The organism is Dictyobacter halimunensis (assembly GCF_036245075.1).
The window spans coordinates 3,290,557-3,316,958 of record NZ_BSRI01000001.1; the positions used below are offsets into that span (position 1 = coordinate 3,290,557).

Annotated in this window: 22 protein-coding genes; 20 read left to right on the plus strand and 2 right to left on the minus strand. The window is 50.7% G+C overall.

Annotated features, from left to right (window positions below; genetic code table 11):
- Positions 1 to 266: 266 nt before the first annotated feature.
- From AABA21_RS13450 to AABA21_RS13460, 3 genes are all read left to right on the plus strand, one after another.
- Positions 267 to 842 (plus strand): IS607 family transposase, encoded by a 576-nt coding sequence (locus AABA21_RS13450; protein WP_338250761.1) that lies wholly within the window; start codon positions 267 to 269, stop codon positions 840 to 842.
- Positions 842 to 2,080 (plus strand): RNA-guided endonuclease InsQ/TnpB family protein, encoded by a 1,239-nt coding sequence (locus AABA21_RS13455; RefSeq protein ID WP_338250763.1) that lies wholly within the window; start codon positions 842 to 844, stop codon positions 2,078 to 2,080. Before AABA21_RS13450 ends, AABA21_RS13455 begins: the two co-directional genes overlap by 1 nt.
- Positions 2,081 to 2,651: 571 nt before the next feature.
- A complete protein-coding gene (locus AABA21_RS13460) occupies positions 2,652 to 4,577 on the plus strand; it encodes a hypothetical protein (protein WP_338250765.1) in 1,926 nt (641 codons plus the stop codon).
- A 558-nt stretch (positions 4,578 to 5,135) separates the two neighbouring features.
- On the opposite strand, the gene AABA21_RS13465 is transcribed toward AABA21_RS13460, so the two are convergent.
- On the minus strand, positions 5,136 to 5,735 hold the full coding sequence (locus tag AABA21_RS13465; protein WP_338250767.1) for an acyltransferase: 600 nt from the start codon (positions 5,733 to 5,735) through the stop codon (positions 5,136 to 5,138).
- 145 nt (positions 5,736 to 5,880) lie between these two features.
- Entirely contained in the window at positions 5,881 to 7,074 is a 1,194-nt protein-coding gene (locus AABA21_RS13470; RefSeq protein WP_338250769.1) for a hypothetical protein, read from the minus strand.
- Positions 7,075 to 7,379: 305 nt separating this feature from the next.
- On the opposite strand from AABA21_RS13470, the gene AABA21_RS13475 reads away from it, so the two are divergent.
- From AABA21_RS13475 to AABA21_RS13555, 17 genes are all read left to right on the plus strand, one after another.
- Positions 7,380 to 8,507 (plus strand): DegT/DnrJ/EryC1/StrS family aminotransferase, encoded by a 1,128-nt coding sequence (locus AABA21_RS13475; protein WP_338250771.1) that lies wholly within the window; start codon positions 7,380 to 7,382, stop codon positions 8,505 to 8,507.
- On the plus strand, positions 8,498 to 9,529 hold the full coding sequence (locus tag AABA21_RS13480) for a Gfo/Idh/MocA family oxidoreductase (RefSeq protein ID WP_338250773.1): 1,032 nt from the start codon (positions 8,498 to 8,500) through the stop codon (positions 9,527 to 9,529). The genes AABA21_RS13475 and AABA21_RS13480 overlap by 10 nt, the downstream gene beginning before the upstream one ends.
- Positions 9,510 to 10,901 carry a nucleotide sugar dehydrogenase gene (locus AABA21_RS13485; RefSeq protein WP_338250776.1) on the plus strand — a complete coding sequence of 464 codons (1,392 nt, stop codon included), beginning with the start codon at positions 9,510 to 9,512 and terminating at the stop codon, positions 10,899 to 10,901. The genes AABA21_RS13480 and AABA21_RS13485 overlap by 20 nt, the downstream gene beginning before the upstream one ends.
- Before the next feature lie 37 nt (positions 10,902 to 10,938).
- Complete coding sequence (gene wecB / locus AABA21_RS13490; protein WP_338250778.1) at positions 10,939 to 11,991, plus strand: non-hydrolyzing UDP-N-acetylglucosamine 2-epimerase; 1,053 nt, start codon at positions 10,939 to 10,941, stop codon at positions 11,989 to 11,991.
- 17 nt (positions 11,992 to 12,008) lie between these two features.
- Positions 12,009 to 13,295, plus strand: a complete 1,287-nt coding sequence (locus AABA21_RS13495) for a glycosyltransferase family 4 protein (RefSeq protein WP_338250780.1) — start codon at positions 12,009 to 12,011, stop codon at positions 13,293 to 13,295.
- A 31-nt stretch (positions 13,296 to 13,326) separates the two neighbouring features.
- Positions 13,327 to 13,539, plus strand: coding sequence for a hypothetical protein (locus AABA21_RS13500; RefSeq protein ID WP_338251047.1), 213 nt, complete (start codon positions 13,327 to 13,329; stop codon positions 13,537 to 13,539).
- Positions 13,523 to 14,020 carry a sugar transferase gene (locus AABA21_RS13505; protein ID WP_338251033.1) on the plus strand — a complete coding sequence of 166 codons (498 nt, stop codon included), beginning with the start codon at positions 13,523 to 13,525 and terminating at the stop codon, positions 14,018 to 14,020. The genes AABA21_RS13500 and AABA21_RS13505 overlap by 17 nt, the downstream gene beginning before the upstream one ends.
- Complete coding sequence (locus AABA21_RS13510; RefSeq protein ID WP_338250782.1) at positions 14,010 to 15,218, plus strand: DegT/DnrJ/EryC1/StrS family aminotransferase; 1,209 nt, start codon at positions 14,010 to 14,012, stop codon at positions 15,216 to 15,218. Before AABA21_RS13505 ends, AABA21_RS13510 begins: the two co-directional genes overlap by 11 nt.
- A 13-nt stretch (positions 15,219 to 15,231) precedes the next feature.
- The gene (locus AABA21_RS13515) at positions 15,232 to 16,050 is read left to right on the plus strand and encodes an SDR family NAD(P)-dependent oxidoreductase (protein ID WP_338250784.1); all 819 of its coding nucleotides are present in this window, start codon (positions 15,232 to 15,234) and stop codon (positions 16,048 to 16,050) included.
- Positions 15,974 to 16,384 (plus strand): polysaccharide biosynthesis protein, encoded by a 411-nt coding sequence (locus AABA21_RS13520; protein ID WP_338250785.1) that lies wholly within the window; start codon positions 15,974 to 15,976, stop codon positions 16,382 to 16,384. The genes AABA21_RS13515 and AABA21_RS13520 overlap by 77 nt, the downstream gene beginning before the upstream one ends.
- Positions 16,385 to 16,454: 70 nt before the next feature.
- On the plus strand, positions 16,455 to 18,176 hold the full coding sequence (locus tag AABA21_RS13525; protein WP_338250787.1) for a tyrosine-protein kinase domain-containing protein: 1,722 nt from the start codon (positions 16,455 to 16,457) through the stop codon (positions 18,174 to 18,176).
- A 49-nt stretch (positions 18,177 to 18,225) separates the two neighbouring features.
- On the plus strand, positions 18,226 to 20,217 hold the full coding sequence (locus tag AABA21_RS13530) for a DUF4012 domain-containing protein (RefSeq protein WP_338250789.1): 1,992 nt from the start codon (positions 18,226 to 18,228) through the stop codon (positions 20,215 to 20,217).
- A gap of 134 nt (positions 20,218 to 20,351) precedes the next feature.
- Positions 20,352 to 21,809 (plus strand): O-antigen ligase family protein, encoded by a 1,458-nt coding sequence (locus AABA21_RS13535; protein ID WP_338250791.1) that lies wholly within the window; start codon positions 20,352 to 20,354, stop codon positions 21,807 to 21,809.
- A 56-nt stretch (positions 21,810 to 21,865) separates the two neighbouring features.
- Positions 21,866 to 22,843 carry a D-glucuronyl C5-epimerase family protein gene (locus tag AABA21_RS13540; protein WP_338250794.1) on the plus strand — a complete coding sequence of 326 codons (978 nt, stop codon included), beginning with the start codon at positions 21,866 to 21,868 and terminating at the stop codon, positions 22,841 to 22,843.
- Between the two features lie 44 nt (positions 22,844 to 22,887).
- Positions 22,888 to 24,582: a lipopolysaccharide biosynthesis protein gene (locus tag AABA21_RS13545; RefSeq protein WP_338250796.1), complete on the plus strand. Its 1,695-nt coding sequence runs from the start codon at positions 22,888 to 22,890 to the stop codon at positions 24,580 to 24,582.
- Positions 24,583 to 24,586: 4 nt separating this feature from the next.
- A complete protein-coding gene (locus AABA21_RS13550) occupies positions 24,587 to 25,663 on the plus strand; it encodes a glycosyltransferase family 4 protein (protein WP_338250798.1) in 1,077 nt (358 codons plus the stop codon).
- A complete protein-coding gene (locus AABA21_RS13555; RefSeq protein ID WP_338250800.1) occupies positions 25,626 to 26,390 on the plus strand; it encodes a class I SAM-dependent methyltransferase in 765 nt (254 codons plus the stop codon). The genes AABA21_RS13550 and AABA21_RS13555 overlap by 38 nt, the downstream gene beginning before the upstream one ends.
- Positions 26,391 to 26,402 lie beyond the last annotated feature (12 nt).

Consider the following 26,402-nt stretch of genomic DNA (forward strand, 5'->3'; position numbering starts at 1 on the left):
GGGAGAAAAGGATCCTCGCACAATGAAGGTCTTTATTCTGGTAAAATGCCCTATAAAGGTCTCTTTGAGTTTAGTATAAGAGGTACAACAAGCATTTTGTGGCACTATTCTCGTTCAATGTGGCGCTGCGCCCGCTTTCTTGGAGTGGCTTGCAAGAATATTCACATCCTTTTTGCCTCTTTTTACCAGGATATGCGTGTTGTGAACGTTTTCAAGAAATGATGTCAAATGTTGACAAATGGATATGTCTATGCTATTGTGTCACTATGAAATTAAGTCAGTATGCCAAACAACAAGGAATTAGTTATCGGACAGCGTTACGCTGGTTTCGGAATGGAACGATCCAGGGCTATCAGGTTCCATCAGGAACCATTATCGTGACGGAGCAAGAGCCGGTGCAAGCCACTCAGAAAGTCGCGATTTATGCACGTGTCTCTTCATCCGAACATCGGGAGAATTTAGAGCGACAAGCGGAACGGTTGAGCCAGTATTGTACGGTGCGTGGCTATCACGTAGCGCTGGTAGTCAAAGAGATTGCTTCCGGGGTGAATGATAGCCGCCCGAAGTTGCTCTCGCTCCTAAAAGATACGAGCGTCACGCGGGTGGTTGTGGAGCATCGGGATCGACTGACGCGTTTCGGATTTCACTACATTGATACGCTGTTTTCTGTGCAGGGACGAGTGATTGAAGTCGTCAATCCTGCAGAAAACGATAAAGAAGAGTTATTGGCTGATCTGGCGAGCATTATCTATGCGTTTTGTGCGCGACTCTACGGGCAGAGGCGGGCAAAACGGAAAACCGAGAAGGTTGTGCAAGAGCTCCAGGCAAAGGAGGAAGCCTGATGCAATTGGTCGAACGACATCTCATTCATCGAGCTGATCCACGCTTTGCTGTGATTGATGCGGCAGCGTTTGCGTCCAAGAACTTGTATAATCAAGCTAATTACCAGATTCGGCAAGCCTTTATCCACGAGGGGAAATATGTGCCCTATGTGGAAATCTTTCATCGCTTGAAGCAGCAGGAGTGCTATCAGGCTTTGCCTCGCAAGGTAAGTAATTCTCTCCTGATTCAACTGCATACAAACTGGGTCGGCTTTTTTGAAGCCCTCAAAGCCTATCAAGAAGACCCCTCTTCGTTCACTGGACGCCCCAAACTGCCTGGATACAAACACAAGGAAAAGGGGCGCAACATGCTCATCTATGATAAGCAAGCACTGGGCAAGAGGACTTTTAAGAAAACGGGGAAATTGGTTCCATCGGGTCTTCCCCTGGAGATAGCCACACAAATCACGGACTGGGAGAAGATTGCCCAAGTGCGCATTATCCCTCGCCTTGACGGGTACATGATTGAAGTCGTGTACGAGCAAGCAGTACAAGATACGTCGGTTGATCCGACTCTGGTGGCGGCCGTTGATCTGGGAGTGAATGTGCTGGCTGCACTCACCAGCAACAAGCCTGGTTTTGCCCCCCGTCTGGTCAGTGGCAAGCCCATCAAAAGCCTCAATCAGTATTACAACCAACAACGGAGCGCGCAGCAAAGCCGCCTGAGCCATGAGAACCGTTTCACCTCGCGCCATCTGGATCGCGTGACGACGAAGCGCAATCGCCGCGTAGACAGCTATCTGCACACGGCAAGCCGTCGCATCATAGACCTGTTGGTGAGCGAGGAGATTGGGACAGTAGTCATCGGCAAAAATCCGCTCTGGAAGCAGGAAGTGGCAATGGGGCGGAAAAACAATCAGCAGTTTGTGCAAATTCCCCATGCTCGTTTCATTGACCAGTTGACCTACAAGGCCAAGCTCGCCGGGATACAGGTAATCCTTCAGGAAGAAAGCTATACCAGCAAAGCGAGTTTTCTTGACAACGATTTCATTCCCACGTATCAGGCCAATCGTGCTGAGAAACCGATATTTGCCGGCACGCGCATTGCTCGCAGTTGGTATCGGGCAAAGGATGGAACGGTCATTCATGCCGATATTAATGGCAGCTTGAACATTTTACGGAAAAGTAACTCCGACCTTTTGCAATTGGGGCGAGGAGTAGTGGGGACCGCAGTTTCCCCAAGACGGCTGGCCGTCTGAACGGATGACCGATAGGCATATTTGTCATCATTTCAAGATACTGTTCCCTTTACGACTGCACGAGCCGCAGGTGACGTGATTTCGCGTTTGTTGTCTATGTGGTATGGATCCATTGAAGCTGGGGAGCGAATCGATGACGACCTCATGAAGATGATCTATTTAGCTATGGGTCACATAGAGCAAGATGTCATCGAGATTGATGAAGAAGTTAGCCCCGTCCCGCTGGAGCCGCTGGCTTCGCAGACGAGCTGTACCGTTTTGCCGAAGTAGGGGGCCAATTGCGGGGTCAGATCAAAGCTATACTGTACTCAGCCGTTGGCATCGGTATGGCACAGCAACTGGATGGAGATGACCGTGTTCTCGCCGGAACGTCATTTGACGAAATTGTTGGCATGGTTGCCAGATACCATGCCACAATTTTACAGGTTTCATAGCAATCATCCTCTGCTGCATAAACGGGTCTTCCCACGGGATGCGCAACGAGCTGACAGCAAGCTAGCAGCATAGAAAGAAAAGAGACCTTTAATGAGAGAGCAACAAAACACCATCTCATGAGGAGGTCTCTTTAGGTATGATACCGAACCCGAACATCGAGGTTCAAACCTCTCCAGCGAATCGTCCCTCTGTTCCTGCGTGGTTTGCTGAAGTGGTTATCCTCTCCCAGCATCTCGCCGCAAAAGGGCTTCTGGAAGCTTTCACGCATCAAGTCCGTCTCGTGCGCGGACGTTTCGGCAGCTATGAACCGATTGATTTTCTTGCACTCCTGTTCGGATATGCCATTAGTGGGGAACGGACACTGGCCGACTTCTTTCATCGTTTGGTTCCATTTGGACCAGCCTTCATGGCCCTGTTTGGGCGCGCTGACCTTCCCCATCGGGCCACGTTGAGTCGCTTCTTGGCGTGCGTCGATCATCCCTGCTTGGAAGCGTTTCGCCAACTCTTTGAGCAGAACAGCTTCACAGAAGGGTGGACCACTGAGACGATTGGTGGAATTTGGGATCGGCAGGGACGCCGCTACATCGTTTTTGATGTCGATGCCACCCGTCAGGCAGCGCGGCAGCGAGCATTGCCCTGTGACCCAACGTTACCTTCTCCTCGACGCCGACGTGATGCGGTCTGTGCGCCAGGTTACACCGGACGAAAACGAGGGGAGGTCGTCCGCACTCGCACGGTCGCTCTTCAGATGCATACCCGTCAATGGATTGGCACCTATGCGGGTCGAGGCAATGGTGACTATCAAGGAGAGCTTGCGTTGGCGCTCCAGGCCATTACAACCTATGTGAAGTTCTTTGCGCTCACTCCAGAGGCTGCCCTCGTTCGTCTCGATGGGCAGTATGGTGACACTGTAGCCATTGCTCAACTGATTGAAGCCGGTGTGTATTTTGTCACCCGGGCAAGGGGATATCGAGTCTTGGAGCATCCCCAGATTCAACGCGTGTTGGCTCACCTCCTAACAGCAAAGGTAACCAGAGTGAACAGCGAGGAGATCGTTGAGTTGTTTGATGGCGGCTGGTTATCATTGGATGAGGGAGTGCCTCAAACTCGCATCATTGTGGCGCGGCACTGCGTCTCCACGTCAGGAAAGAGTCCTTCGGTCGGCAAGTGCATCGGCGAGTGGGTCTATGAGATCTTCATCACTACCCTGCCCATCGATGGGTTCCTCGTCGAGGATGTCCTGGATCTCTATCATGGGCGAGGAGCCTTTGAGGCAGTGCTTGCGGATGAAGATGTCGAAGAAGACCCTGACCGTTGGTGCTCCTCCACCGAGTGTGGGCAGGAACTGTGGCAAATAGCCTGCCAATGGGTCTGGAATCTACGCCTTTCACTTGGAAAGATGATGCAGGAAGTTCAGCCACGCGAGATGGAGTGGGCACTGCCCAAAGAGACTCCCCCTTCGCTCTTAGCTACGGAAGACGCGCAAGAGGAGTATGGCCCCTGGCAGTGGGCCGCAGCGTTTGGCGGAGCAACTGGACGTTTTGGTGCTGATGCCTTTGCCTTACAAGAGAACGGGACCCTACGTTGTCCCGCAGGATCAAGCCTTTGGTTGAGTGAAGTTCGTCAAGAAAATGCCTTTACTCAGCGGGCGACGTATCTTGGGTTCCGAAGCGATTGTGAGCCTTGCGCTCTCAAAGAACGGTGTTTGGGGCGCGGTGCAAAAGGGAGTCGTGCCCGTCGGGTAAGCGCTGTGCGCCGTCTCTTGCCCTCGCCGGCTGTGGTTGAGCACAAACCAGTCATGCTCGCAGCGATGCGATGGGTGGATGTGGCAGGGCGAGCCCTTCGCCGCAGGTGGATGACTCATTGGCGGAGCCAATACGTTGAGGTGATCTCACTCACGACAATGGCAGAAAAAATCTCTCCACCTCCTCGACTGCCTCGTGCCGTGCGTTCCCATCATCGCTGGAGTTGGCGTGATCGGCTCGCCTGCAATGCCTGGTGGGGACCACCGCAACGGCGTGTAACCGTGGCTGGTGTCCCCTCCTTTCTCGCAAGCAACTAAGACAGGAGGGATTGCCAAACGAAGTAACACACGTAACGAAGTGCACATTCCCCCTCTGGGCATTTCATGAGGGCCAGAGAGCTCTGTCTGCTTTTCATCCTCTCCAGAAAATTTAGTGCTAGCTTGCTGTCAGCTCGTTGCGCATCCCGTGGGGTCTTGTTCGCTTTCGGTAGAGGTTGCTTGCTTTGGAAAGAAATCGTCACCTCCTTGAGCATCAACAGGAGAAAGTGGGCGCATATCTTGATGAGCTTTTCCACCGAAAGTGAGCAAGACCCGTATAAACTGGTGAGGCTTCATGCTTTTTTCCTGGTTGATGAGGATGAGGCAGTTTTCACCAGGATCCTCTTCCTTGTGACACGATATGGGCCCTTGACTACTTTCGGGGCTTACAGATCGCTTGCCAGGATTTGACAGGCGAGGCTCCGAGATCCTTGAATACAAGGATATGCCACTGAAATTGGGCACGTCATGCTTGCCCATAGCTGTGAGGGGGCCAGCGTTCCTGTCATTATGGGATGTATCTAGAAGGCACGGTAAAAAAGCATCATCCCCGTTTCCTCAGAAAAATGTTTCCACCTGGTACTGCATTTGACAAGATGTACACCACCCCTCTATATATCCATCCATGTGTTTCAGCTTTGAGAGGGGATGGGCGCATTTGCACACAAAGCCATGTTGATAGGCAGGATTGCCAAAGACGAGGGTATAGGGAGCCACATCTTTCGTCACGACCGAGCCGGCGCCAACCAGAGCATATGCTCCAATGGTTATCCCACATACAATAACGGCCCCGGCCCCGATAGATGCACCATATCCGACAGATGTTGGCGAAATCTTCCAGTCATGGGCATCTTTTAAGGTACCAGCCGGGGTAATAGCACGTGGAAACAGGTCATTGGTAAAGCAGACATGCGGTCCAATAAAAACTCCATCTTCTACCGTTACCCCTTCGAAGAGAGAGACGTAGTTTTGAATCTTAACACGTGAACCGATGCGCACACGCGTATCGATGTACACCCCTTTCCCGATGTTACACTGTTCACCGACAGCTGCGTATGCTCTTACCTGCGCATGCTGCCATATCCGTGTTCCTGCTCCAATTTCTGCTCCTGTTTCCACATCAGCCGTTGGATGAATGTACCCCGGTATATCAGCCATCTCTACCCCTCTCTCCTGTCTTTGTATTTCAATCTCTCTTCACCGATAGGTCTGCGAAGCCTTTTTTCTTTAAGAGGCGGCGCAAGATCCTCATATTGAGAGCAATGCTTTGAATTGTGCTTTCCCCTTATATCCTCGTCGTCGCTTATTGTACAAAAATGGGGGTTACAGAACTCATGCCCGTTGTATCATCGATGTCTACAATGTTGTATGTCTTGTTATGACTCGCCGTTGACGGGATCTGGAAGATGGTGGCAAATTGTCCGCGAGATGATGCGGTTAAAGTTCTCACAATGGTACCCACGGAAGAGGAACTGATATTGGGATCGACGAAAACTATTTCTACTCTGCCGTTGGGGGAAAACTGGCTTCCCATGCTAGAAATCCAGCCGTTGGGGGAAGTGACCCGTGGGTAGACTGAGGAGGAAGGTTGTACCTGGAACGATGCCCAGGCCACTACTCCACTGCGTAGGCCGACTGCACTTACATCATTCGTTGATGGTGAAAGGGTGGCTGTACCGGGTACCTGAAAAGCAGTGTGAAATCTGCCAAACCTATTGGTATGGGCCCAGCCTACAACAGTACTTTGAAACGATAGTCTGACGTTTTCATATCGTTTGAAACCTTTTCCATAGATAGAAACGCGTGTACCGACTGGTCCCGTGACAGGCAAAACTCGGATTCTCGGGGTAAAGTGGATGGGAATTCTCCAGGCAGGTGTGTGTCGAGTATCGCTGATGGTTAACAGCGTGCTACTCTGATAGGATCCGTCCTCTGTACTGATGGGAAGCGTAAAGGTGCCATTGCTATCTGTCGTGAGTTTGCCTGTCTGTACTGTTGCCGCCTCATTACGAAATTCAAAGCTGACCTGTTCATTGGCCATAAACCCTGTCCCACGAACAAGGACAGAAGACGGCAGATCCTCGTTGCTGGTTTTAGATGCCTCGGCCGCTGTATAGGTCAAAGAAGGCGTGGCAAAATGGAGTGGCACCCTGGTTGTTATCGAGTCACTGACAGCATAAACATACGATGGCCCATCACTATATTGCCTTGGGAGTTGTAGTGCGACATTAAAGAAGCCTCCCCCATTTGTAACCGCGTCCACGACACCATTCGCTCGATTTTGGAAATATACCTCCACCTTTTTCGAAGCCACATAGTGAAAGCCGGTAACCATGACTGTTGTACCAGGACTGGCGAGATTGGGTCCAACAGACAACGTTGCACCTGGGGCTGAATGAAGACGATGGCTCAACTGCCCATACAATAATGACGTTGCCAATAGTAACACACATCCTACAAGTCCTATCCAGAAGGGCTGGTAATGCTTTCCTCTCATCGCCCTTGTCCTTTCATTTTTACTACATACCCACGTGTCTGGTGCAGTGCCGCATAGCGCAGCCATCTTCACTCCCATACTATGCCTGATGTTATGTCTATATTATAATCATCATAACGTATTAAATATTTATATCGTTTAAAAAATAATTTAAGCTAAAGTATTTCATGTCCTTATTATTATGTAATTAGCAATTATCCATGAAATTTCTATCAAAACTTTTTATCTATCCGTATTATCTTTTCTTAACGGAAAACTATGAGCTGAATGGAATGTCCTTATGCTTTCACGGGAGGAGGAAGCTCATGATCCCTATTGCTTTTCCATTGCTTGGGAACGAGGAAAAAGATGCCGTGCTTCAGGTATTCTCATCTGGTCGCCTGGCGCAAGGTAATCAAGTCGCAAGGTTTGAGCATGACTTCGCGCAGTTCTGTTCTGTTCAGGAGGCCGTCGCGGTCTCTTCAGGGACGGCCGCGCTTCACCTGGCGTTGCTCGCTCATGGTATTGGGCCTGGTGATGAGGTAATCACAACCGCTTTTAGTTTCTGCGCCACCGCGAATGTGATTCTGCTTGTTGGTGCAACGCCCGTATTCGTCGACATAGAGCCGGATACGTATAATATAGACCCCGACCTGGTTGAGAGAGCCATTACGCCCCGTACAAAGGCTCTCCTGCCGGTTCATCTGTTTGGCCACCCCTGTGAGATTGATCGCTTATCCCAACTTGCCCAGAGGCATCACCTTGTCCTTATTGAAGATGCCTGTCAGGCTCATGCGGCTATGGTAGGCAGTAAACCAGTGGGAGGATTTGGGACGGGGTGTTTCTCATTTTATGCCACCAAAAACATGACCACCGGAGAAGGAGGGATGGTTACGACCAACGATGCTGATATCTCCAGACGTCTACGTCTTCTGCGCAGTCATGGGCAGAAAGAACGCTATCAGCATACCGATCTCGGTTATAACTTGCGGATGACAGATATCCAGGCAGCGCTTGGCATTGTCCAACTGCAAAAGTTACAGCACATGACGATGCAGCGTATTGCCAATGCGGCGTTTTTAACGGAACAGCTTGCTGGCGTCGTCCAAACGCCAACGGTGCGTCCTGGTCATCACCATGTCTACCATCAATACACCATTCAGGTTCCGCATGAGCGTGACCAATGGGTGGTGCAACTACGCGAACGCGGCGTTGACGTCGCTGTCCACTATGCTGTGCCCATCCATCAACAACCCTTCTATCAGGCCAGAAAAGAGATGTTCCGCTGTGTATCTGCCCATGACTCCACCACAAGGACCGGCGCCCAGGTAGGGGGACAGTTGCCGTATACGGAACAGGCGGCTCGGCATGTCCTCTCGCTTCCGGTGCATCCCGCCCTAAGTCGAGCAGACGTTATGACAATCACAACGGAGGTTCTGAATTTATGCCATTAAAGATTGGTGTTGTGGGCGCAGGTTCAATGGGAATGAATCATCTGCGTGTGCTCGCTGATTTTAGCGCAGAACAGGTTTGCCTGGTTGGGGTTGCAGAGACATCAGAGGGTGCTTTAGCGTATGCCATGAACCGCTTCCATATAGCAGGGTATCGTGACTATCGTCAGATGATAGATACTACCCATCCTGATCTGGTTGCGGTCGTTGTCCCCACCAATCTCCATTTTGAGGTCGCATCGTATCTGGTAGAGGGAGGCATCAATGTGCTGATCGAGAAACCAATGACCAGTACCATTGAGGAGGCGGAGGCCCTGCTCCGACTGGCACGCAGGAGTGGTGCTCTCGTTGCCGTAGGCCACATTGAGCGCTTCAATCCCGCCATCAGCGTGTTGAAGCAACATATAATGGCCGGTGATATCGGGACTATCTTTCATTTACATGCTCGTAGAGTTGGCCCGTTTCCGCCTCGTATTCGTGATGTGGGGGTAGTGCTTGATCTGGCGACACATGATATTGATATTATGCGTTATCTGACTGGATCAGAAGTGGCGCATGTGTATGCAGAAACGCAACGCCATATCCATACTATCTGCGAAGATCTTCTCCTCGGTGTTATTCGCTTCACGAATGACGTGATTGGTATGCTCGACATCAACTGGCTCACTCCCACAAAGATACGTGAACTCACTGTGACGGGCGAGAAAGGCATGTTTCTGGTGAACTATCTGACGCAAGATATCTATTTTTATGAAAACGACTACACCTCAACGTCCTGGGACGCGTTACGTTCCTTAACCGGGGTAAGTGAAGGGACCATGACGCGCCTCAAAGTGCCAAAGGCTGAGCCTCTTTATTTAGAGTACCAAGATGTCATTCACGCTGTACAAACTAAGATGTCTCCTACGGTAACTGGAGAGGAAGGCTTGGCCACGTTAAAGATTGTCCATCAACTTCTAACGACAACGTCGGAAAGAGCGGCCGCGAGAACGCGGGAGGTAATATATGCCAGCAAGCACGCCTGATGCGACGCAGATCTCAACCGTAGCGGTTGTTGGCCTGGGGAAGATCGGCCTGCCCCTGGCCGTACAGTATGCGCGCAAAGGGTATCGGGTCATTGGGTGTGATATCAATAGGCAGGTGGTCCAGCAACTGAACCGGGGACAAACGCATGTGCAGGAAGAAGCTGAACTGGCACTGGAGATCCCACGCCTGGTACGCACAGGACAGCTCCGTGTCACGACAGAGACAGCCGAAGCCGTGCGCGAGGTAGATGTGGTAGTGGTGATTGTGCCAGTACTCGTGAATGTCGCGCGTATCGTGGACTTCCAGTCCATTGATGCCGCGACCGCGGCCATCGGTTCCGGATTGCAACCGGGTACGCTGGTTATCTACGAGACGACCCTGCCAGTGGGAACGACGTCCTCTCATCTCCGTCCGTTGATGGAAGGCGGCTCAGGTTTACGTGCTGAACGTGATTTCTATCTCGCATACAGCCCTGAACGTGTCTCGTCTGGCACCATTTTTCGTGACCTGGCCCGCTATCCCAAGATTGTCGGTGGTATTGGTCCGGGCAGTACCGCGCGGGCCGGTGCTTTCTATCGATCGGTGCTTGATGCCGAAATTATTACCATGGCCTCAACCGATGAGGCGGAGTTTGTGAAGCTGATTGAGACCACCTATCGCGATGTGAATATTGCTCTGGCGAACGAATTTGCTCACTATGCTGATCGGCACGGACTCGATGTGAGCAGCGCGATCAGGGCCGCAAACACACAGCCGTATTCCCATATTCATACGCCAGGGGTAGGGGTTGGTGGTCACTGTATCCCTGTGTACCCCTACTTCCTTTTCGCTAATCCGATGGAGGAGGATGAAGAGAAAGAGAAAGATGACATGCTCATGCTGCCTCGCAAAGCGCGTGCCATCAACGATGCTATGGCTGAGTATGCCGTTCAACGTATTGAAGGGGTAATTGGTTCTCTATCCCACCGATCTGTCTTGGTGCTGGGGGTGGCGTATCGTGGTGATGTACGCGAAACAGCTTTGACCAGCGCGTACCTGCTACAGCAGGCATTGATACTTCATGGAGCCGACGTCTATGTTGAGGATCCGTATTTCAGTAGCGCGGAATTGCAGGAGCAGGGATACACGCCACTGCCATTGGGGCACGATCAGCGTATCGAAGCCATCATTCTCCAATGCAATCACCGTGCATTTCAGCAATTTGATTTTGGGCGTGTTCCGGCCTGCAGGGTGATCCTCGATGGCCGCCAGGCGCTGTGCCGCGAGAGGATTGAAGCGCTCGGTATACATTACATCGCGATTGGAGATGGGGGCGACAAATCTGGCAGACGCGTTGATGCTGGTGACATTGGATTGGTAGAACAGGCATAGTCTTACGCGTTGTGATGTGGAAAGGGGGAGGAAGAAGTTGCGCTTTGCTTCTATTGTCGGTGCGCGGCCACAATTTATAAAAATGGCGCCGGTCAGTGTGCTTTTACGGCAACATCACGAAGAGATAATCATTCATACTGGGCAACATTATGATTATATGCTGTCAACCAACTTCTTCAAAGAGTTGTCCATTCCTGAACCTGATTATTCGCTGGAATGTGGCTCAGGTACCCATGGAGTTCAGACGGGCAAGATGCTGGCAGCCATTGAGCAGGTGCTGATCAAAGAGCAGGTTGACTGGGTCATTGTCTATGGCGACACCAATTCTACGCTGGCTGCCGCGCTAGCCGCCGCCAAGCTACATATACCAATCGCGCATATCGAGGCAGGACTACGCAGCTTTGATCGTGCGATGCCCGAAGAGATCAACCGTATCGTGACCGATCATATCTCGGACCGATTGTTCTGTCCTACTGAATCAGCTCACCAACAGCTTCTGAAGGAAGGAATTACGCAGGGAGTGAGCGTTGTTGGAGATGTGATGTACGATACCCTGCTGAGTATCCAACCCAGGCTAGTCGATCATGCCAGATCGTTGCTGGCATCACTGGGTCTGACTCCTGGCAACTATATGCTGACCACTATCCATCGCGCTGCCAATACCGATAATGCTGCGGCCATGCAGTCCATTGCAGCTGCCCTCAATAAGGTAGAGATGCCGGTGCTGTTTCCAGCCCATCCGCGCACCAAAGCATGCCTGCAACACTATCAGATTCAGTTGAGTTCCCATGTGCGCTTGCTTGAGCCTGTCGGGTACTTGGATATGCTCGCTCTACAATACGCAGCCTATCGCATCCTGACAGACTCTGGTGGCATCCAGAAGGAGGCATTCTTGCTGGGGGTACCATGCATCACGCTGCGCGAAGAGACGGAATGGATTGAAACAGTGCAGAGTGGTTGGAATATTCTGGCTGGATCGCATTGGCAGGCAATTCTGGATGCGGTGGCCCAACCAGCCCCCCAGCCTCCGCAACACAATCCATTTGGGCAAGGTGACGCAGCACAACGCATCGTGCAAAGCTGGCTATAAAAGGGAGCATCATAGATATGACACACATTCTCTTTGTGACTCCGTATTACCCACCTGAAAAAGCGGCACCAGCGGTGCGTATTAGCGAGACTGCAGCCTGCCTGGTGCGGCGGGGCTATGAGGTGACGGTGCTAACGACCCTGCCCAATTATCCTAACGGCATCGTGCCCCAGCAATATCGGAAGGGCGGTCCTGTTCAGGTCGAAACATACCAGGGGGTTCGTGTGATCCGCGTGTGGAGCTACATCCATCCCAATAAGGGATTTTTTCGCCGCATCCTGTCTCAGCTTTCCTTTGGCTGCCTGGCACCGCTGCTGGGCTGGCACGCAATTGGATCACCCGATATCATCCTTGCTGAATCTCCTCCTCTCTTTGATGCTATTGCGGGACGCTTGTTATCCAGATTCAAAAGATGCCCGTTTATCTTTATTGTTTCTGATCTATGGCCTGCATCCGCAGTGCAATTGGGTGTGCTACAGAATCGTATCCTGATCAGGCTTGCTGAGTGGCTCGAATGGTCGACCTATCAGCGAGCCGCCCTGGTATGGTCTCTGACCGAGGGAATTCGCACCGATATACTTACACGGGGACTACCGCCAGAGAAGATTTTTTTGCTGACAAATGGTGTAGATACGCGGAAATTCAGTCCATCCTCACAGGCACAGGCGCGCGCCGCCTTGGGCTGGGATGACTGCTTTACCGCCCTCTATGCTGGCACCCATGGTCTGGCACACGGGCTTACTCTGCTGCTCAAGGCGGCCGAGATACTCCGCGTGCATCCCAATATACGCTTTGTCCTGATAGGCGATGGAGCCGCGAAAAAGGAGCTGATGTCTGAGGCAGAGCGACGCAGGCTGATCAATGTGCTCTTTTTGGAACCCACCTCGCATGATCAGATGCCACAGGTGCTGGCCGCGGCGGATGTGTGCCTGATCCCCCTGAAAAAATTACCATTGTTTGAGGGGGCGCTTCCATCAAAGATGTATGAAGCCATGGCCTGTGCCCGCCCTCTTGTATTGAGCGTCTCGGGGGAGGCACGGCGCCTGGTGGAGCGGGAGGCGGGAGCTGCTATCTGGGTTGAGCCAGAGAACGCCGACCACCTGGCATCGGCGATCCTCTCCTTACAGAAAAATTCCGCTCAGGCCGCGCTGCTGGGCCAGAGAGGACGAGTATTTGTCGAGCAACACTTTGATCGTGATCATCTGGTAGCTCAGCTTGAGAAGCATATTCGTACGCTGGTCACAAAGCATACTTCCGAACCGATAGTATCCCACCTCAGTATATCTGATACATCATCGACGTAACTGTTCCACCGTTGAACATGGATCAAAACAGATGAGCAGAAGGAGGATTATAGTATATGCATACAAAATCGAAGTGGCAATCAAGCATATTTCTGCAAGATTCTTCCTGGCGGCAGGGGAGGAAAGAAGCGCTGCCGGCCTTTTATTTGTGCTGGTATTTCAGTATGAATCTGATCTTTGGGTTTATAGCCTCATTTCTGCTGCTACTGATTTTGCCTGTTCTGGCTATGCTGATTGTGATTGATTCTCGGGGCCCTATTTTCTATACCCAGGAACGGTTAGGATACCGAGGGTCATGCTTCTCTATGTATAAGTTCCGTACCATGCAGGTTGCAGCGGGACAGCAAACACAACTCACCTGGACAACATCACGCGATCCCAGGATTACGCGCATAGGAAGATTTTTGCGCGCAACTCATCTGGATGAGTTACCACAGGCACTTAACATCTTGCGCGGCGAGATGAGCTTGATCGGACCAAGACCAGAACTTCTTCAGTTTGCCAGCACATTGGAGAAAGAATTGCCTCAATATCGTTCTCGCCTGCATGTAAAGCCTGGGCTCACTGGTTGGGCACAGGTCATGTATCACTACGGCGACACGCTTCAGGACGAGCAGATCAAACTGAGCTATGACCTTTACTACATTGCACATCAGTCATTCCTGCTTGATCTGCAGATACTATTGAAAACCGTTGGGGAGGTGGTTAGGGCTCATGGAAGATAGAAACATTCGACGCTCTGTGACCACGCGTACGAAAATGCCGCGCACGACCTTTCTTCCCTTCGCGGTACCGCATATCACGCAGGCAGAGATTGATGAGGTAGTGGATACGCTGCACTCGGGATGGTTAACAACTGGAGCCAAGACAAAACGCTTTGAGCACGAGTTTGCCGGCGCTGTCAACGCCCCGTACGCGGTAGCGGTGAACTCCGCCACTGCGGCGTTGCACCTGGCGCTTGATGCGCTGGGCATCGGTGAAGGCGATGAGGTCATTGTTCCCGTCTATACATTTACGGCCACAGCTGAAGTGGTTCTCTATTGTCGTGCCCGCCCCATTTTTGTGGATGTTGACCCCGTCACCTGTAATCTCGATCCGCTGCAGCTTGAACGGCGTATCACTCCACGGACCCGCGCCATTTTTGTGGTACACATTGCCGGTCTGCCTGCTGAGATAGACATGATCCTGGCTATTGCCCGCGCCCATGCTTTGCCTGTGATCGAGGATGCCGCGCATGCATTTCCCGCCACCTATCGAGGGAAAATGGTTGGCTCGATCAGCGACATGACGGCATTCAGCTTCTATGCCACCAAAACGCTCTCGACGGGTGAAGGCGGCATGCTGACCACCGCCAATCCTGAGTATGCGCAGCGAGCTTCAATGATGTCGCTCCATGGCATCAGTCGTGATGCCTGGAAGCGGTACAGGGCGGGCGCGTCATGGTACTACGAGGTGCTGCAGGCTGGATATAAATATAATATGACTGATATCGCGGCCTCACTTGGGCTCCACCAGCTGGCGCGTAGCCAATGGTTACTGCAGCGGCGGCAGGCTATTGCGCGTCGGTATACAGAAGCCTTTTCACAATGGGCTCAGCTCGAAACGCCACCCGATCCTGCACATGTTGGACATGCCTGGCACCTCTACATGTTACGGCTATGTCTGGAACGGCTTACAATCACACGTGATGTATTCATTCAGGCACTTACCGAAGCTCGCATTGGGGCCAGCGTTCACTTTATCCCACTTCATCTTCATCCCTTCTACCGTGATACCTATCATCTGGCGCCTGGCGATTTCCCGGCAGCGCTTCACATGTATCAACGTGTGATATCCCTACCATTGTATCCGGGCATGACGGATGAGGATGTTGATGATGTAATCTTTGCCATCGAACAGATTGTTACAACACACAAAAAGTAAGAGTAGGATTGCGATGAAGAAAGATTTTACCTTTCCTCATGAAGGGATGCTTCATAGAGGTCAAGGGCATGGAAATACGATAGATCTGTCCGCATTGCTTGATAGAGAGGTCCTTTCCCTTAATACGCAGGCTTCTTTCACCTTCATCAAGGATCGCATTATCCTTGTGACCGGTGCCGCGGGATCAATTGGATCTGAATTATGTCGTCAGTTGCTTGATCATCAACCTGCACTTGTTATTGGCCTGGACAGCAATGAAACAGGATTGTTCGATCTCGCCGAAAGCCTAGGTCCCCATCCAAATGGGCATCATTTCCTGCCCAACATTGGTGATATAACGGATAAACCAGGTATGGAGCACCTCTTTTCACAGATTCGTCCTCACATTGTGTTCCACATTGCCGCGTACAAGCATGTTCCTCTTCTCGAACGGCATCCGAAACAGGCAATCCGCACCAATGTACTGGGGACGTACTACCTGTGTCTCCTGGCTTTGAAATACGCAGTCGCCAATTTTATCTTCATCTCAACGGATAAAGCCACCAGGCCTGCCTGTGTTATGGGCGCATCAAAGCGTTTTGGAGAGTTCGTTATTCGTTCACTCGCAGGTACCAGCACGTCGGAAACATGTTTTTGCGCGGTGCGTTTTGGTAACGTGCTTGGTACACGTGGCAGCGTCGTCCCGACATTTATACGTCAGATTGAACAAGGGGGGGCCTGTAACCATCACCGACCCTCGGGCTACTCGCTACTTTATGACCTGCACCGAAGCCTGTGGTATGGTTATTCTTACCGCGTCGCTGGCCGAGTCCGGCAACATCTACCTGCTTGATATGGGGCAACCTATACGTATTGTAGATCTGGCCTCGAAGATGATCCAGGCACAGGGATTAAAAGCAGAGGTTGATATAGCTATTGTCTATACTGGCCTGCGACCGGGCGAACGTCTGCATGAATTACTGATCGCGCCTGATGAAGAACTGGTCGCCACCTCGTACGACAAAATCTTCTGCATTACTTGTAAAGATCCTGCTCCTTCCCGCCCAATGATCGCTCAATGGACACAGACATTGGAAATGAACTTGCTGAACGAAAGCGACGAGCAGGCATGTTATCAACTTTTTTCATATATGTATTGTTGTAATGATGTGGTGGTGTTTAAATGAATAATTGTTGTAATAAGGATGTATAATATAAATAGTGTATGGGTGGTGTATGAGGAAGTGAAGGGAATTTATGACTTTTGAGCGATTCTGGCTTGTGGTGACCAAACAATGGCAACTGATTATCGGCTGTATCATAGTGGTAGGATTGGGAACGTATGTCGCGGGTCGTCTAACCACGCCAACCTATCAGTCCAGCGTACTCATGCGTGTTGTTATTCAATCAACGAACACATCCTCTGACTATACTAATCTGCTCGCCAGTGAACAACTGATGCAGACAGAAGCTCAACTTGCCACCAGTGATCCGGTCTTGCGCAAGGCTGCCTCATACTATCCTGGTGTGAGCGTCGAACAACTCGCGAAAGCGACAACGGCTGCACCCAGGCTGAATACACAATTATTTGATATTACCGTCAGGAATGCGAACCCATACACAGCGGCGGACCTGGCGAATACCATCGCCAAAACGTTGATTGACCAGCAGGTACAGGAGAAGCAACAAGATCAAAATCAATCCAGGCAGCAGATTCAGAAAGAGGTTGATGAAACTGGAGCGAAAATTGATCAGACTTCAAAAAGATTGTTGCATCTCCAACAGCAGCTGATCGCGCTGGGCAACAATGCACCGGCCCACGCAGCCAGCTTACAAATGCAGATTGCCAGTGTACAAAATCAATTGAACAAGTTACAGGAGCACTACAGCCAATGGCAAACAATGTTATTGCAACTGAATGTAAACCAGGCTCAAAATAGCGACTTCTTGCGCATCGCTCAATCCGCCCAACCGGCGGATCATCCTGTACAGCCTCAGATTCTACAGAACACGCTCGCCGGCATCGGTGCCGGCCTGTCTCTCGGCTTCTTGCTCGCGATGCTCATTGAACAGTTTGATACACGTGTCCGCTCGGCTGAAGAGATCACCACCATCCTTGGATGCCCCATGTTAGGAACAGTCTGGCAGGTTGAGAACACCAAGAGCAAGCACGAACCCATCGTGAATCCAGAGGTTAGCAGCGCCAATGCTGAAGCATATCGTATGCTGAGAACAAATATCGGTTTTTCCGCTATCAATGAGCCAGTACATTCGCTGGTAGTAACGAGTGCCATGCAAAATGATGGAAAAAGTTCTATCGCCGCCAACCTGGCGATTTTCATGGCCAGAGTAGGGAAGAAGATTCTCCTGGTTGATGCGGACTTCCATCGTCCCACGCAAGGTACGAAGTTTTTAATTGCCACCCGTACAAAAGGCCTCAGTGATGCTATTGTTGCCTGTTCTCAGTCACCAGTGTGGAAGGTTAACAATAATGCTGAACACGATGATTTCTCGCTGGAGACATATATCTACAAGGTAGAAGACATTCCTGATCTGTATATCATGCCTGCGGGCCCACTTCCTCCTAATCCTTCGGAACTACTTGATTCAAAGGCCATGGATCATCTTCTCACAATACTTACGCACAGTGACTTTGAAATGGTGATCTTTGATACGCCACCGCTGCTGAGCCTGGTAGATGCCAGCATCCTGACCGCAAAAGTGGACGGTACCGTGATCGTTGCGGATATTACGCACGTGAAAAAGAAACACCTGCGACTGGTAAAGACACAGCTCATGCAGGCTGGTGCGCGTATTCTTGGGTGTGTAGTCAATAAGCATCCATATAACCGTCACAATATGCCTTATATCTACTACTATCATGATGTTGATGAGGAGCGGCAGATGCCGCAGCAGCCAGAAGAGGGCAATGCTATTTCCTCGGATGCCGTGCCGATCTCACAATCAATCGAGCCGTAAAATCACACATCGTCAGGTCGTATCCGTGGAAAGTGCGAGGGGTGGGGAGATGGGACGAATAAAAGTGGGATGTGTGCGACCAGTTCGCTTGCAATCCCTCTCTGACAATCGTGAGTGGCTACACTCAAGGATGCTTTTGCCTGGTTTCCTGCTTGTCATCATGTGTGGAGCAACCTTGTTCCATTTTGGATACCGCGTAGGAACCGCTCACTATCAACGCGATCTACTGTTAGCAAAAGAAGGCATGCAGCATCTCTGGCAGGGTAAAGAGCGTCTGTTCGCGCTGGCTCTTGGCACTCTGGATACACAGAGCATAGCCAGAACACAACAAGAGTTTGTCCGTGCGGTGGAGATATTTACGCACATAGAAGATGACTTGCGATTTATACCAACTGTAGCGGCCTCTCTTCCCTGGTATGGGCATCGTATCCACAGTGCCCAGCACCTGGTTCCGCTTGCCCTCGCGCTGGCTCAAGCGGGCATAGCGAGTTGTGATGTGTTGAATGTGCTCGCCGTTCGTTTGTATCATCCTTTCTCTACTCAAGCGCATGGACTCATGGTGACGGACCTGCCCATGCTGACGCAGAATATACATGCTATGCAAGCATCAGTCGCACAGGCAGTTGACGAAGCTGCCCAACTGCAATCATCTGATGTACAAGACGCTGGTATACCGAATGTACTGAACATAGCCCACAGCGATCTCCCCAAACTCCAGCATTGGCTGGACGGTATGGTGAACGTATTCTCAATCGCACCGGCAATCCTTGGCATTGGCGCCCCAATCCATTACCTGGTCGAGATTCTCGATGCGACGGAATTACGTCCTGGCGGTGGTTTCATTGGCAATTATGGCATACTGACCCTCTCTGAGGGACGGCTCGTTTCCACCCATATTACCGATACGGATCTGCTTGATCAGCCATTTTATGCTTCGGGACGGGGCATACCGTTTCCCCAGGACGATCACTGGTTTGATATTGCACGCGGCAACTGGGGGCTCCGCGACTCCAATCTTTCCGCGGATTTCCCCACCAACGCTCGCAATGCTGAGTCAATGTACCAGCGTGAAGGCGGGGACACCCCCCTGCAAGGGGTTATTGCCATCACTCCTGCGCTTATTCAGAGCATGCTTGCTGTCATCGGCCCGATTTCTCTTCCTGAGTACCATGAGACGGTGAATGCAGGTAACTTGATCGAGCGGATCCATTATCATCAGCTCGGTCGCGGTGGTGAAGGGCCGGACTATGTTGCCTCGTCAGATGGCTATTCCTCGCTGCGCAAACATTTTGTGGCATTGTTAGCGCACCATTTTGTGGCCCGCGTCCGCCAGGTAGGAACATTGCATATCTTGCAATTTTTTCGCCTCCTGGCCGATGCTCTCCAGACAAAGGATCTACAGCTCTACATCAATGATCCGAAAGCTGAAATGTTGCTGCACCGCAACCATCTCGACGCGGCAATCCAGGCGTCAAGAGGCGACGATCTCTTCGTTGTTGATGCAAATATCGGGGCGAATAAAGCCAATCATCTGATCAAGAATATGCTGAGCGATACCATCAGCATTGATGAGCAGGGCAATGCTACCCATCATATGATGCTGCACTATGCATGGACGACCCGGGGCTCAGCATATGGACTTCCGCTCTATCGAGATTACGTGCATATCTATGTGCCGCGTGGAAGTGTATTGAAGAGGCAGATTGGATGGCAGCCGCGTGGCACCAGCAGTGATGCTGGCCATATGGTCTGGGCAGGTTTTTTCACGCTCTCTCGCAATCAAACCCATACCATTACGCTGACCTGGAGCGTACCTCACGCGGCTGTACGCAATGGGGATGATTGGCGATATCATCCCATGTTGCAAAAGCAAGCAGGTGCTGTATGGATCACACATATACAGATATTGCTGCCAACATGTGCGGCGGTGAAGGGAGCGGCAAGAGGAAGAAACATGCTCCATACACAAACAGCCATATTCGATTTTTCTCTGGTTAAAAATACAGCCTTAAATGTACCACCCTATGTCTGTCCTAAGTGAGGGCCTCCTTTTGTGGATGCGTTGATATGGTATCCATATCCTTCCTTATGCCAGGCATGTAATGAGCTATGGTCGCATCACGCAGGGTGGGCTCGCAAATGGAGTAATGACATACTAGGAGGTGGCAGAAAATAATGCTCATCATGAAATTAAAACAAAAAATGGACACAGCTTACCAGCCATGCAGAATAGTATTCATTATCTGCACCATTTTTGTAGGGTTTACGATAATCACATGGCTAGGACTATTTTTAGGTCAATCTGTTCTGTATGCGTCTGAGACGATCATCGCGCTATGCGCGCTAGCAGTAATGCTCTTATTGCGGCAAAACGAACTGATGGTTGTTTCGATTCTCGCCATTCATTTATATGTTGATTGGTACCTGGGACTGGGCGGAATTGCTCTGCTATTAGCATGTATGTTGCTCATAAATAATTATATGAGACGGTCTCCCGCCTACCTCTGGCAAGAACCGCGCCACTTATGGCTTTGGGGGCTATTTCTACTGCTCTCCCTCTTTTCTGCACTGCATGGCATCTCCCTTGCAGATGCACTGTATTACTACTTCAATATTGTTGTTGGGGCTTTCCTCATGCTCTGGTTAGGCATAGTCATCGTCCGCACCCCGCAAAACCTGAAGTATGCTTTAGGTTTCCTATCAGCCTTCGGCGCGCTCGTTGCTATTCATGCAATCATCCAGGCAACTACAGGCCAAACACTCTTTGCCTCAACTCGTTTTGAGAGGTACTTTACAACCATATCAAACTATGTAATCGCGGATACGTTTCACCGCTCAGGATCTTTTTTGATAAATCCTGATTCAAGTGGCAGCTTTTTCTCTATGATGCTCTTGCTCCCTCTCGGGCTGTTTTGCGCCAGCGCTTCCATATTGGGAAAACTCTTCTACGCTGTACAGGTTGCCTTGATTACCATAGCATTATCTTTCAGCTACAGTACAGGAGGATGGGCTGCTGCGGGTGCAGGATTGTTTGTTTTTATCATGCTGGTGAAACAGACACGTTACCGCTTACAAATCATTATGCTCTCTATTCTTATTGGCATCATGATCCTGAATTTCTTTCCCCAGCAGTTCTCTATCCAACTTCAGCATGCGATTGCGCCGAATGAGTTATCATTACGCCAGGGTGCCTGGCTTACAGGAATACAGGTCATCACTGCTTTTCCTCTTACTGGAGTAGGGTTAGGTCGTTATGCCTATATTATGCGTGCCGAACCCTATCGCGTCATCGAGCAATATCGACCACTGGCACATCCGCACAATTCCTACCTCGAACTTGCTGCATTGGCAGGCCTGCCTGTGATGGTAATATTTGCTGTTCTTCTAATCATTTCTTTCTACGCAGCTCTACAAAATTGGAGACCAACCGAAGGGAAAAAATGTTTGTGGATAAGTAGTGGAATAGCAGCTCTTGTAGCTTTAAGTATGAATAGTTTTGTCGCGAGTGGTTGGACCCTTGCTCCTCTTGCTGCAATTGGCTGGTTGATTCTGGGCCTTATTTCATCTCCGCTCCTGAAGGGACGTCAGCTACATGAAGCGGAGAAAGAGTTATCTGGAGAGGCACAATCATGAGTTTGTACACTCGGAAGCCTGGCGTGCGAAAAAAAAGGTCACTTGTAGATCTTTTTATGTTGGAATGGCGAAACTGGCAGAAGGAGTGCAGCCAACCCCGGCATCAACTGGCCCATAGATTGCTCCAGACAGCAGCCTTGTCGCCATATCCTATCGACCTGGACGCTATGCTGGCTTTGCCTCACGGGATGCTAGATCAGAGTGGCGTGCCTGTTAACAGAGCTTATGGATCATATCCCGAGGTCTATCATCCAACCACGATCGCTGAATATGCTCTTGCTTGTTGGAATGTCTATCTTTATACCAAAGCTGAGAAATATCGTGATGCTTTTATGAGCCAGGTCAACTGGCTCATAGAACATGAGTCCCCACTTGCTGGTGGTGCTGGTGGCTGGCCTATCCCTTTTGCAGTGCCTGCTTACAACGCTTTACCCATGTGGCTATCAGCCTTAACACAGGGAATCGTGCTATCTGTGCTCATACGCGCTTACCAGCTCACAGATGAAGAGCGTTTTCTTCAGGTGGCGCGGCGCACGGTGCGCACATTTGAACGAGACATTCGTGATGGAGGGGTTGCATCACAGATAGGTGCAAGCGGGATCTTTTTTGAGGAGGTAGCTGTCGAGCCAGCGTCACATGTTCTAAATGGCTATATTTTAGCCCTCTTTGGCCTCTACGACTATGTTTTTTGTACTGGTGATAGCACTATTGATGCCCTTATCCAACGCAGTCTCACAGCGCTCCATGATCTCATCGCTGATTTTGATCTTGGATACTGGTCACTGTACGATCTGCATTTTCGCACACCTGCTACATTATACTACCATGCACTGCATGTAACATTGATGGAGGCGCTGGTCCAGATCACTCAATGCGAACATTGTGCGGCACTGGCCAGTCAATGGGACAGGTATCAACGCAGTTGCCTCTGTCGCTGGAGGTATTTCGTTGTCAGCCGCATCATCCGTTATCGGCGGGCGTTGCGACGCAGAATCACATGTGTCACTTTTTTTGCACCATCAGGGATGAACTGATCAGGGCGGTGAGAATGGGGCATTGAGAGGGGAAGGATCAGGTCATGTCAGAAATGAAACAGGATCACATGGATAAGAGCATAGTATGTGCGCATTCAACTGGTAAACAACGTACCGAACCGCTACAACAGTCTGATCTATCCGCAATAAAGAAGAATAAACAATACATCTGGTCCAAGAACTGGTTGCGCTGGCGGCACGGAGCAGCAGCAACAGAGCGTGGATGTTCTGTGAGGGAAAAAATAGCTGAGGTGAGCGCTTATGTAGATTATCAGCTACCGTCGTTAAGTAAACTGGTGAAAGATTCAGGGGTCTACGCTCTCTCGTCTATCGTTGTCCCCTTCATCTCTCTGGTGCTTGCACCATTTTTAACGCATCATCTTTCCTCGTCAGATTATGGTATTCTGACATTGCTTAATACCGCCATTAGCCTGGTAGCGGGGATCACGCAACTTGGTCTGGGATCGGCTTTTCTGCGCCTGTACAACTATGATTATGCCGTGAGCAGTGATAAACGTGATGTTATTGTTACAAGCGTACTCTTGCTTATGGGTATATCTCTCCTGGTTGCCGGAGGAATTGCAGGAATCGCCCCCTTTCTGGCCCATGCTTTACTCGGCCATCCATCACTCAGTCAACTCATCATTCTGGGGGGGATCGTCGTACTGGTGCAAAATCTGACGATTCCCGGCCTGGCCTGGCTACGAGCGGAGAGCCGCGCAAGCTTTTATTCTCTGCTCTCGATTGGCAATCTGCTGATCACATTAGTTGCCAATCTCTTCCTGATTGGAGTGCTGCACCGTGGGATTGACGGCTCGCTCATCGCCACAGGGTGTGGCTATGCATGCATCGTAGTTTGTACGCTTCCGCTGCTCCTTTTGCGTACGGGAATCAGGATACGCCTAGATATTGCGCGTGGCCTACTGGCATTTGGCGCGCCGCTGGTCCTCAATTTTGTCGCGTATTGGATACTCCAACTGTCGGATCGCTATTTATTGAGCCATTTCAGCTCATTTGCAGAGACTGCGCGCTATACGGTGGCCTACAATTTAGGGTCAGCTTTAATGGTTGTTGTCATCACTCCATTTACGCTGGCGTGGCCTACTGCTATGTTTACAATAGCCAAACATGAACATGCGACCAGGGTGTTTCAGGTGCTTTTCCGCTGGCTCAATGCATTTTTGCTGCTATCGGCTTTTTGCCTATCTATCATTGCCACGCTCCTCCTCAACTGGCTTTTTCCGCCTCTCTATCGTTCAGCGGCCCCTGTGATCCCCATGGTCGCCATGTCCTGCGTATTCTTTGGCCTCTACTATGTTTTTAACATAGGCATCAACATACAGCGTAAGACGTGGATGCTGGGAGTATTTACCACCATCTCCTCGATTGTCAATCTACTGCTGAATCTGATTTTGATCCCATGCTATGGAGCGCAAGGGGCTGCGCTCTCAACTCTCGTGGCTTACATGGTGCTTTCCCTGCTGGCGTATGTGGTAAATCAACGCATCTATCCCATCGCCTTTGAGCTAGGTCGCTTTGGTATTGCATCGCTGATTGGCTGTACGCTGTATGTTGGAAGTAGCTTTTTGGCTCAGCATCAAGGGATATATGTCGCATTGGGTATCTATGCGGGTTCTCTTATAGTCTATTCCGGCCTATTTGTTATTCTGGGGAAAGGGGGTGCTATTTTCCGTATCAAAGCTCCTCTGACAAGAGAAGCGGTTCAGGCGGAGGGATAGCAGGATGCGTATTCTTTATATTCATGATATCAACCGGGTTGCCAGTACTTATGCTCGTGAATTTTCGCAACGAGGCCATATCACTGCTCTATACGAGCCTGATCTGCGTGGTGCTGGTTCCTCGCTCTGCGGCAAGCTTTTGATGTTACCACTACGCGTGCTGAGCTTGAGGCATCTGGTGGCAAGGCTTCAACCAGCTTCTTTCGATCTAACGCATATTCATTGGGCCAGCTATGGGGTGCTCGACTTGTTGAGCCAGGTACCGGTAGTTGTCCATTGCCATGGATCCGATGTACGTAGACGTTTACGTCATCCACTCTTGCGTCCACTACTGGCGGTAATATTACGTCGGGCGGCTGCGGTGCTTTGTATCACTCCTGATCTACTCCCAATTGTGCGTAGTGTACGCTCAGATGCCGTTTTCTCCCCTGCCCCAATTGATACACAGCAATTTGCTCCCGTGACAGAACAGGCGATTGATCCACATCACCTGTGGACGATACTGCTTTTTGCTCGTCTCGATCCTGAAAAAGGTACCGGCATAGCAATGGCTGGTATCCGACGCTTCACGCAACGTCATGCCAACATTCGTGTGCGTCTGATTGACTGGGGACCTCTGAAGGAAGAATACCGAAAGTTGTACGCTTACTGTTGTGAGTTTGTGCCTCCTGTCTCACAGGATCAGGTGCAACAGCTTATTGTATCCGCCAATGTTGTTGTTGGCCAATTCGCTCTCGGTGCCCTGGGTTTGTCCGAATTACAGGCCATGAGTTGCGCCAGGCCAGTGATCTGCTCATTTCACTATGATGAGGTCTATCCCACCCCTCCTCCACTCTGCCGGGCAGATGTGGCCGAAGAGATTGATGCGCATCTGGAACTCCTCTTTCTGCAGCCGGAGATGGAAAGAGAACTGGGACAGCAGGCACGTGCATGGGTTATCTCTCATCATAGTCACCACGTGCTTGCAGATAAGCTCGAGGCGCTCTACTGTTCAATTTTGGGATGGGCTAGCCCCCGAGATGCCTTTTTTGAGGAGGTTGGTGATGAGAGAAATAAAGGAACAAAAAGATCCAGCACCTGAGCTGGAGCGTTTAAAAGCCGAGTATGCGCATCGTGATACTAGCGGCCTCTATGTTGGACGCTACAGCTACTTTAACGAGGCGGCCCTCTTTCATCTGCACCGTTTAGAGTGCAACCTGCTGGCGTTGCTGAGACGATATAGATTCACTGGTCTGGCGCAAAAGAAGATTCTGGATGTGGGGTGTGGTAATGGGAATCAACTACGGCGCTTTCTGGACTACGGGGCCTCACCGGCAAATCTATTCGGTATCGATCTGATGTCATCACGCATCGAACGAGCAAGGTATCTGCAGCCGGATATTGATTGGCGGGTGGGCAGCGCCCACCAGTTGCCCTATGCTGATGCTGCCTTTGATCTGGTAACAGCCTTTGTTGTTTTCAGCTCTATTTTTGATGAATCTCTCTGCCAAAAAGTCGCTGCTGAGATGTGGCGGGTGTGCAAACCAGAGGGTTTGATCGTAGTCTACGATTTTACGTATAACAATCCGTACAATGCCGCGGTGCGACGAGTAAGCCGAGGTGAGATTAAAAGGCTGTTTGGCAGGTCTGGTGCTGCCTTTGACTTTCATACCGTCACGCTGGCTCCTCCCGTTTCGCGTATGCTGGCGCCGCGAGCGGATTGGTTTGCCACGCTACTGGAGCAGTGCAAATTATTGAATACCCACGTGCTATGCGCCATCAGGAGCAGTGAAACCAGGCCAGTGGGAACAGCAGGGAGAGAGAGGTAAAGGGGCCGATGA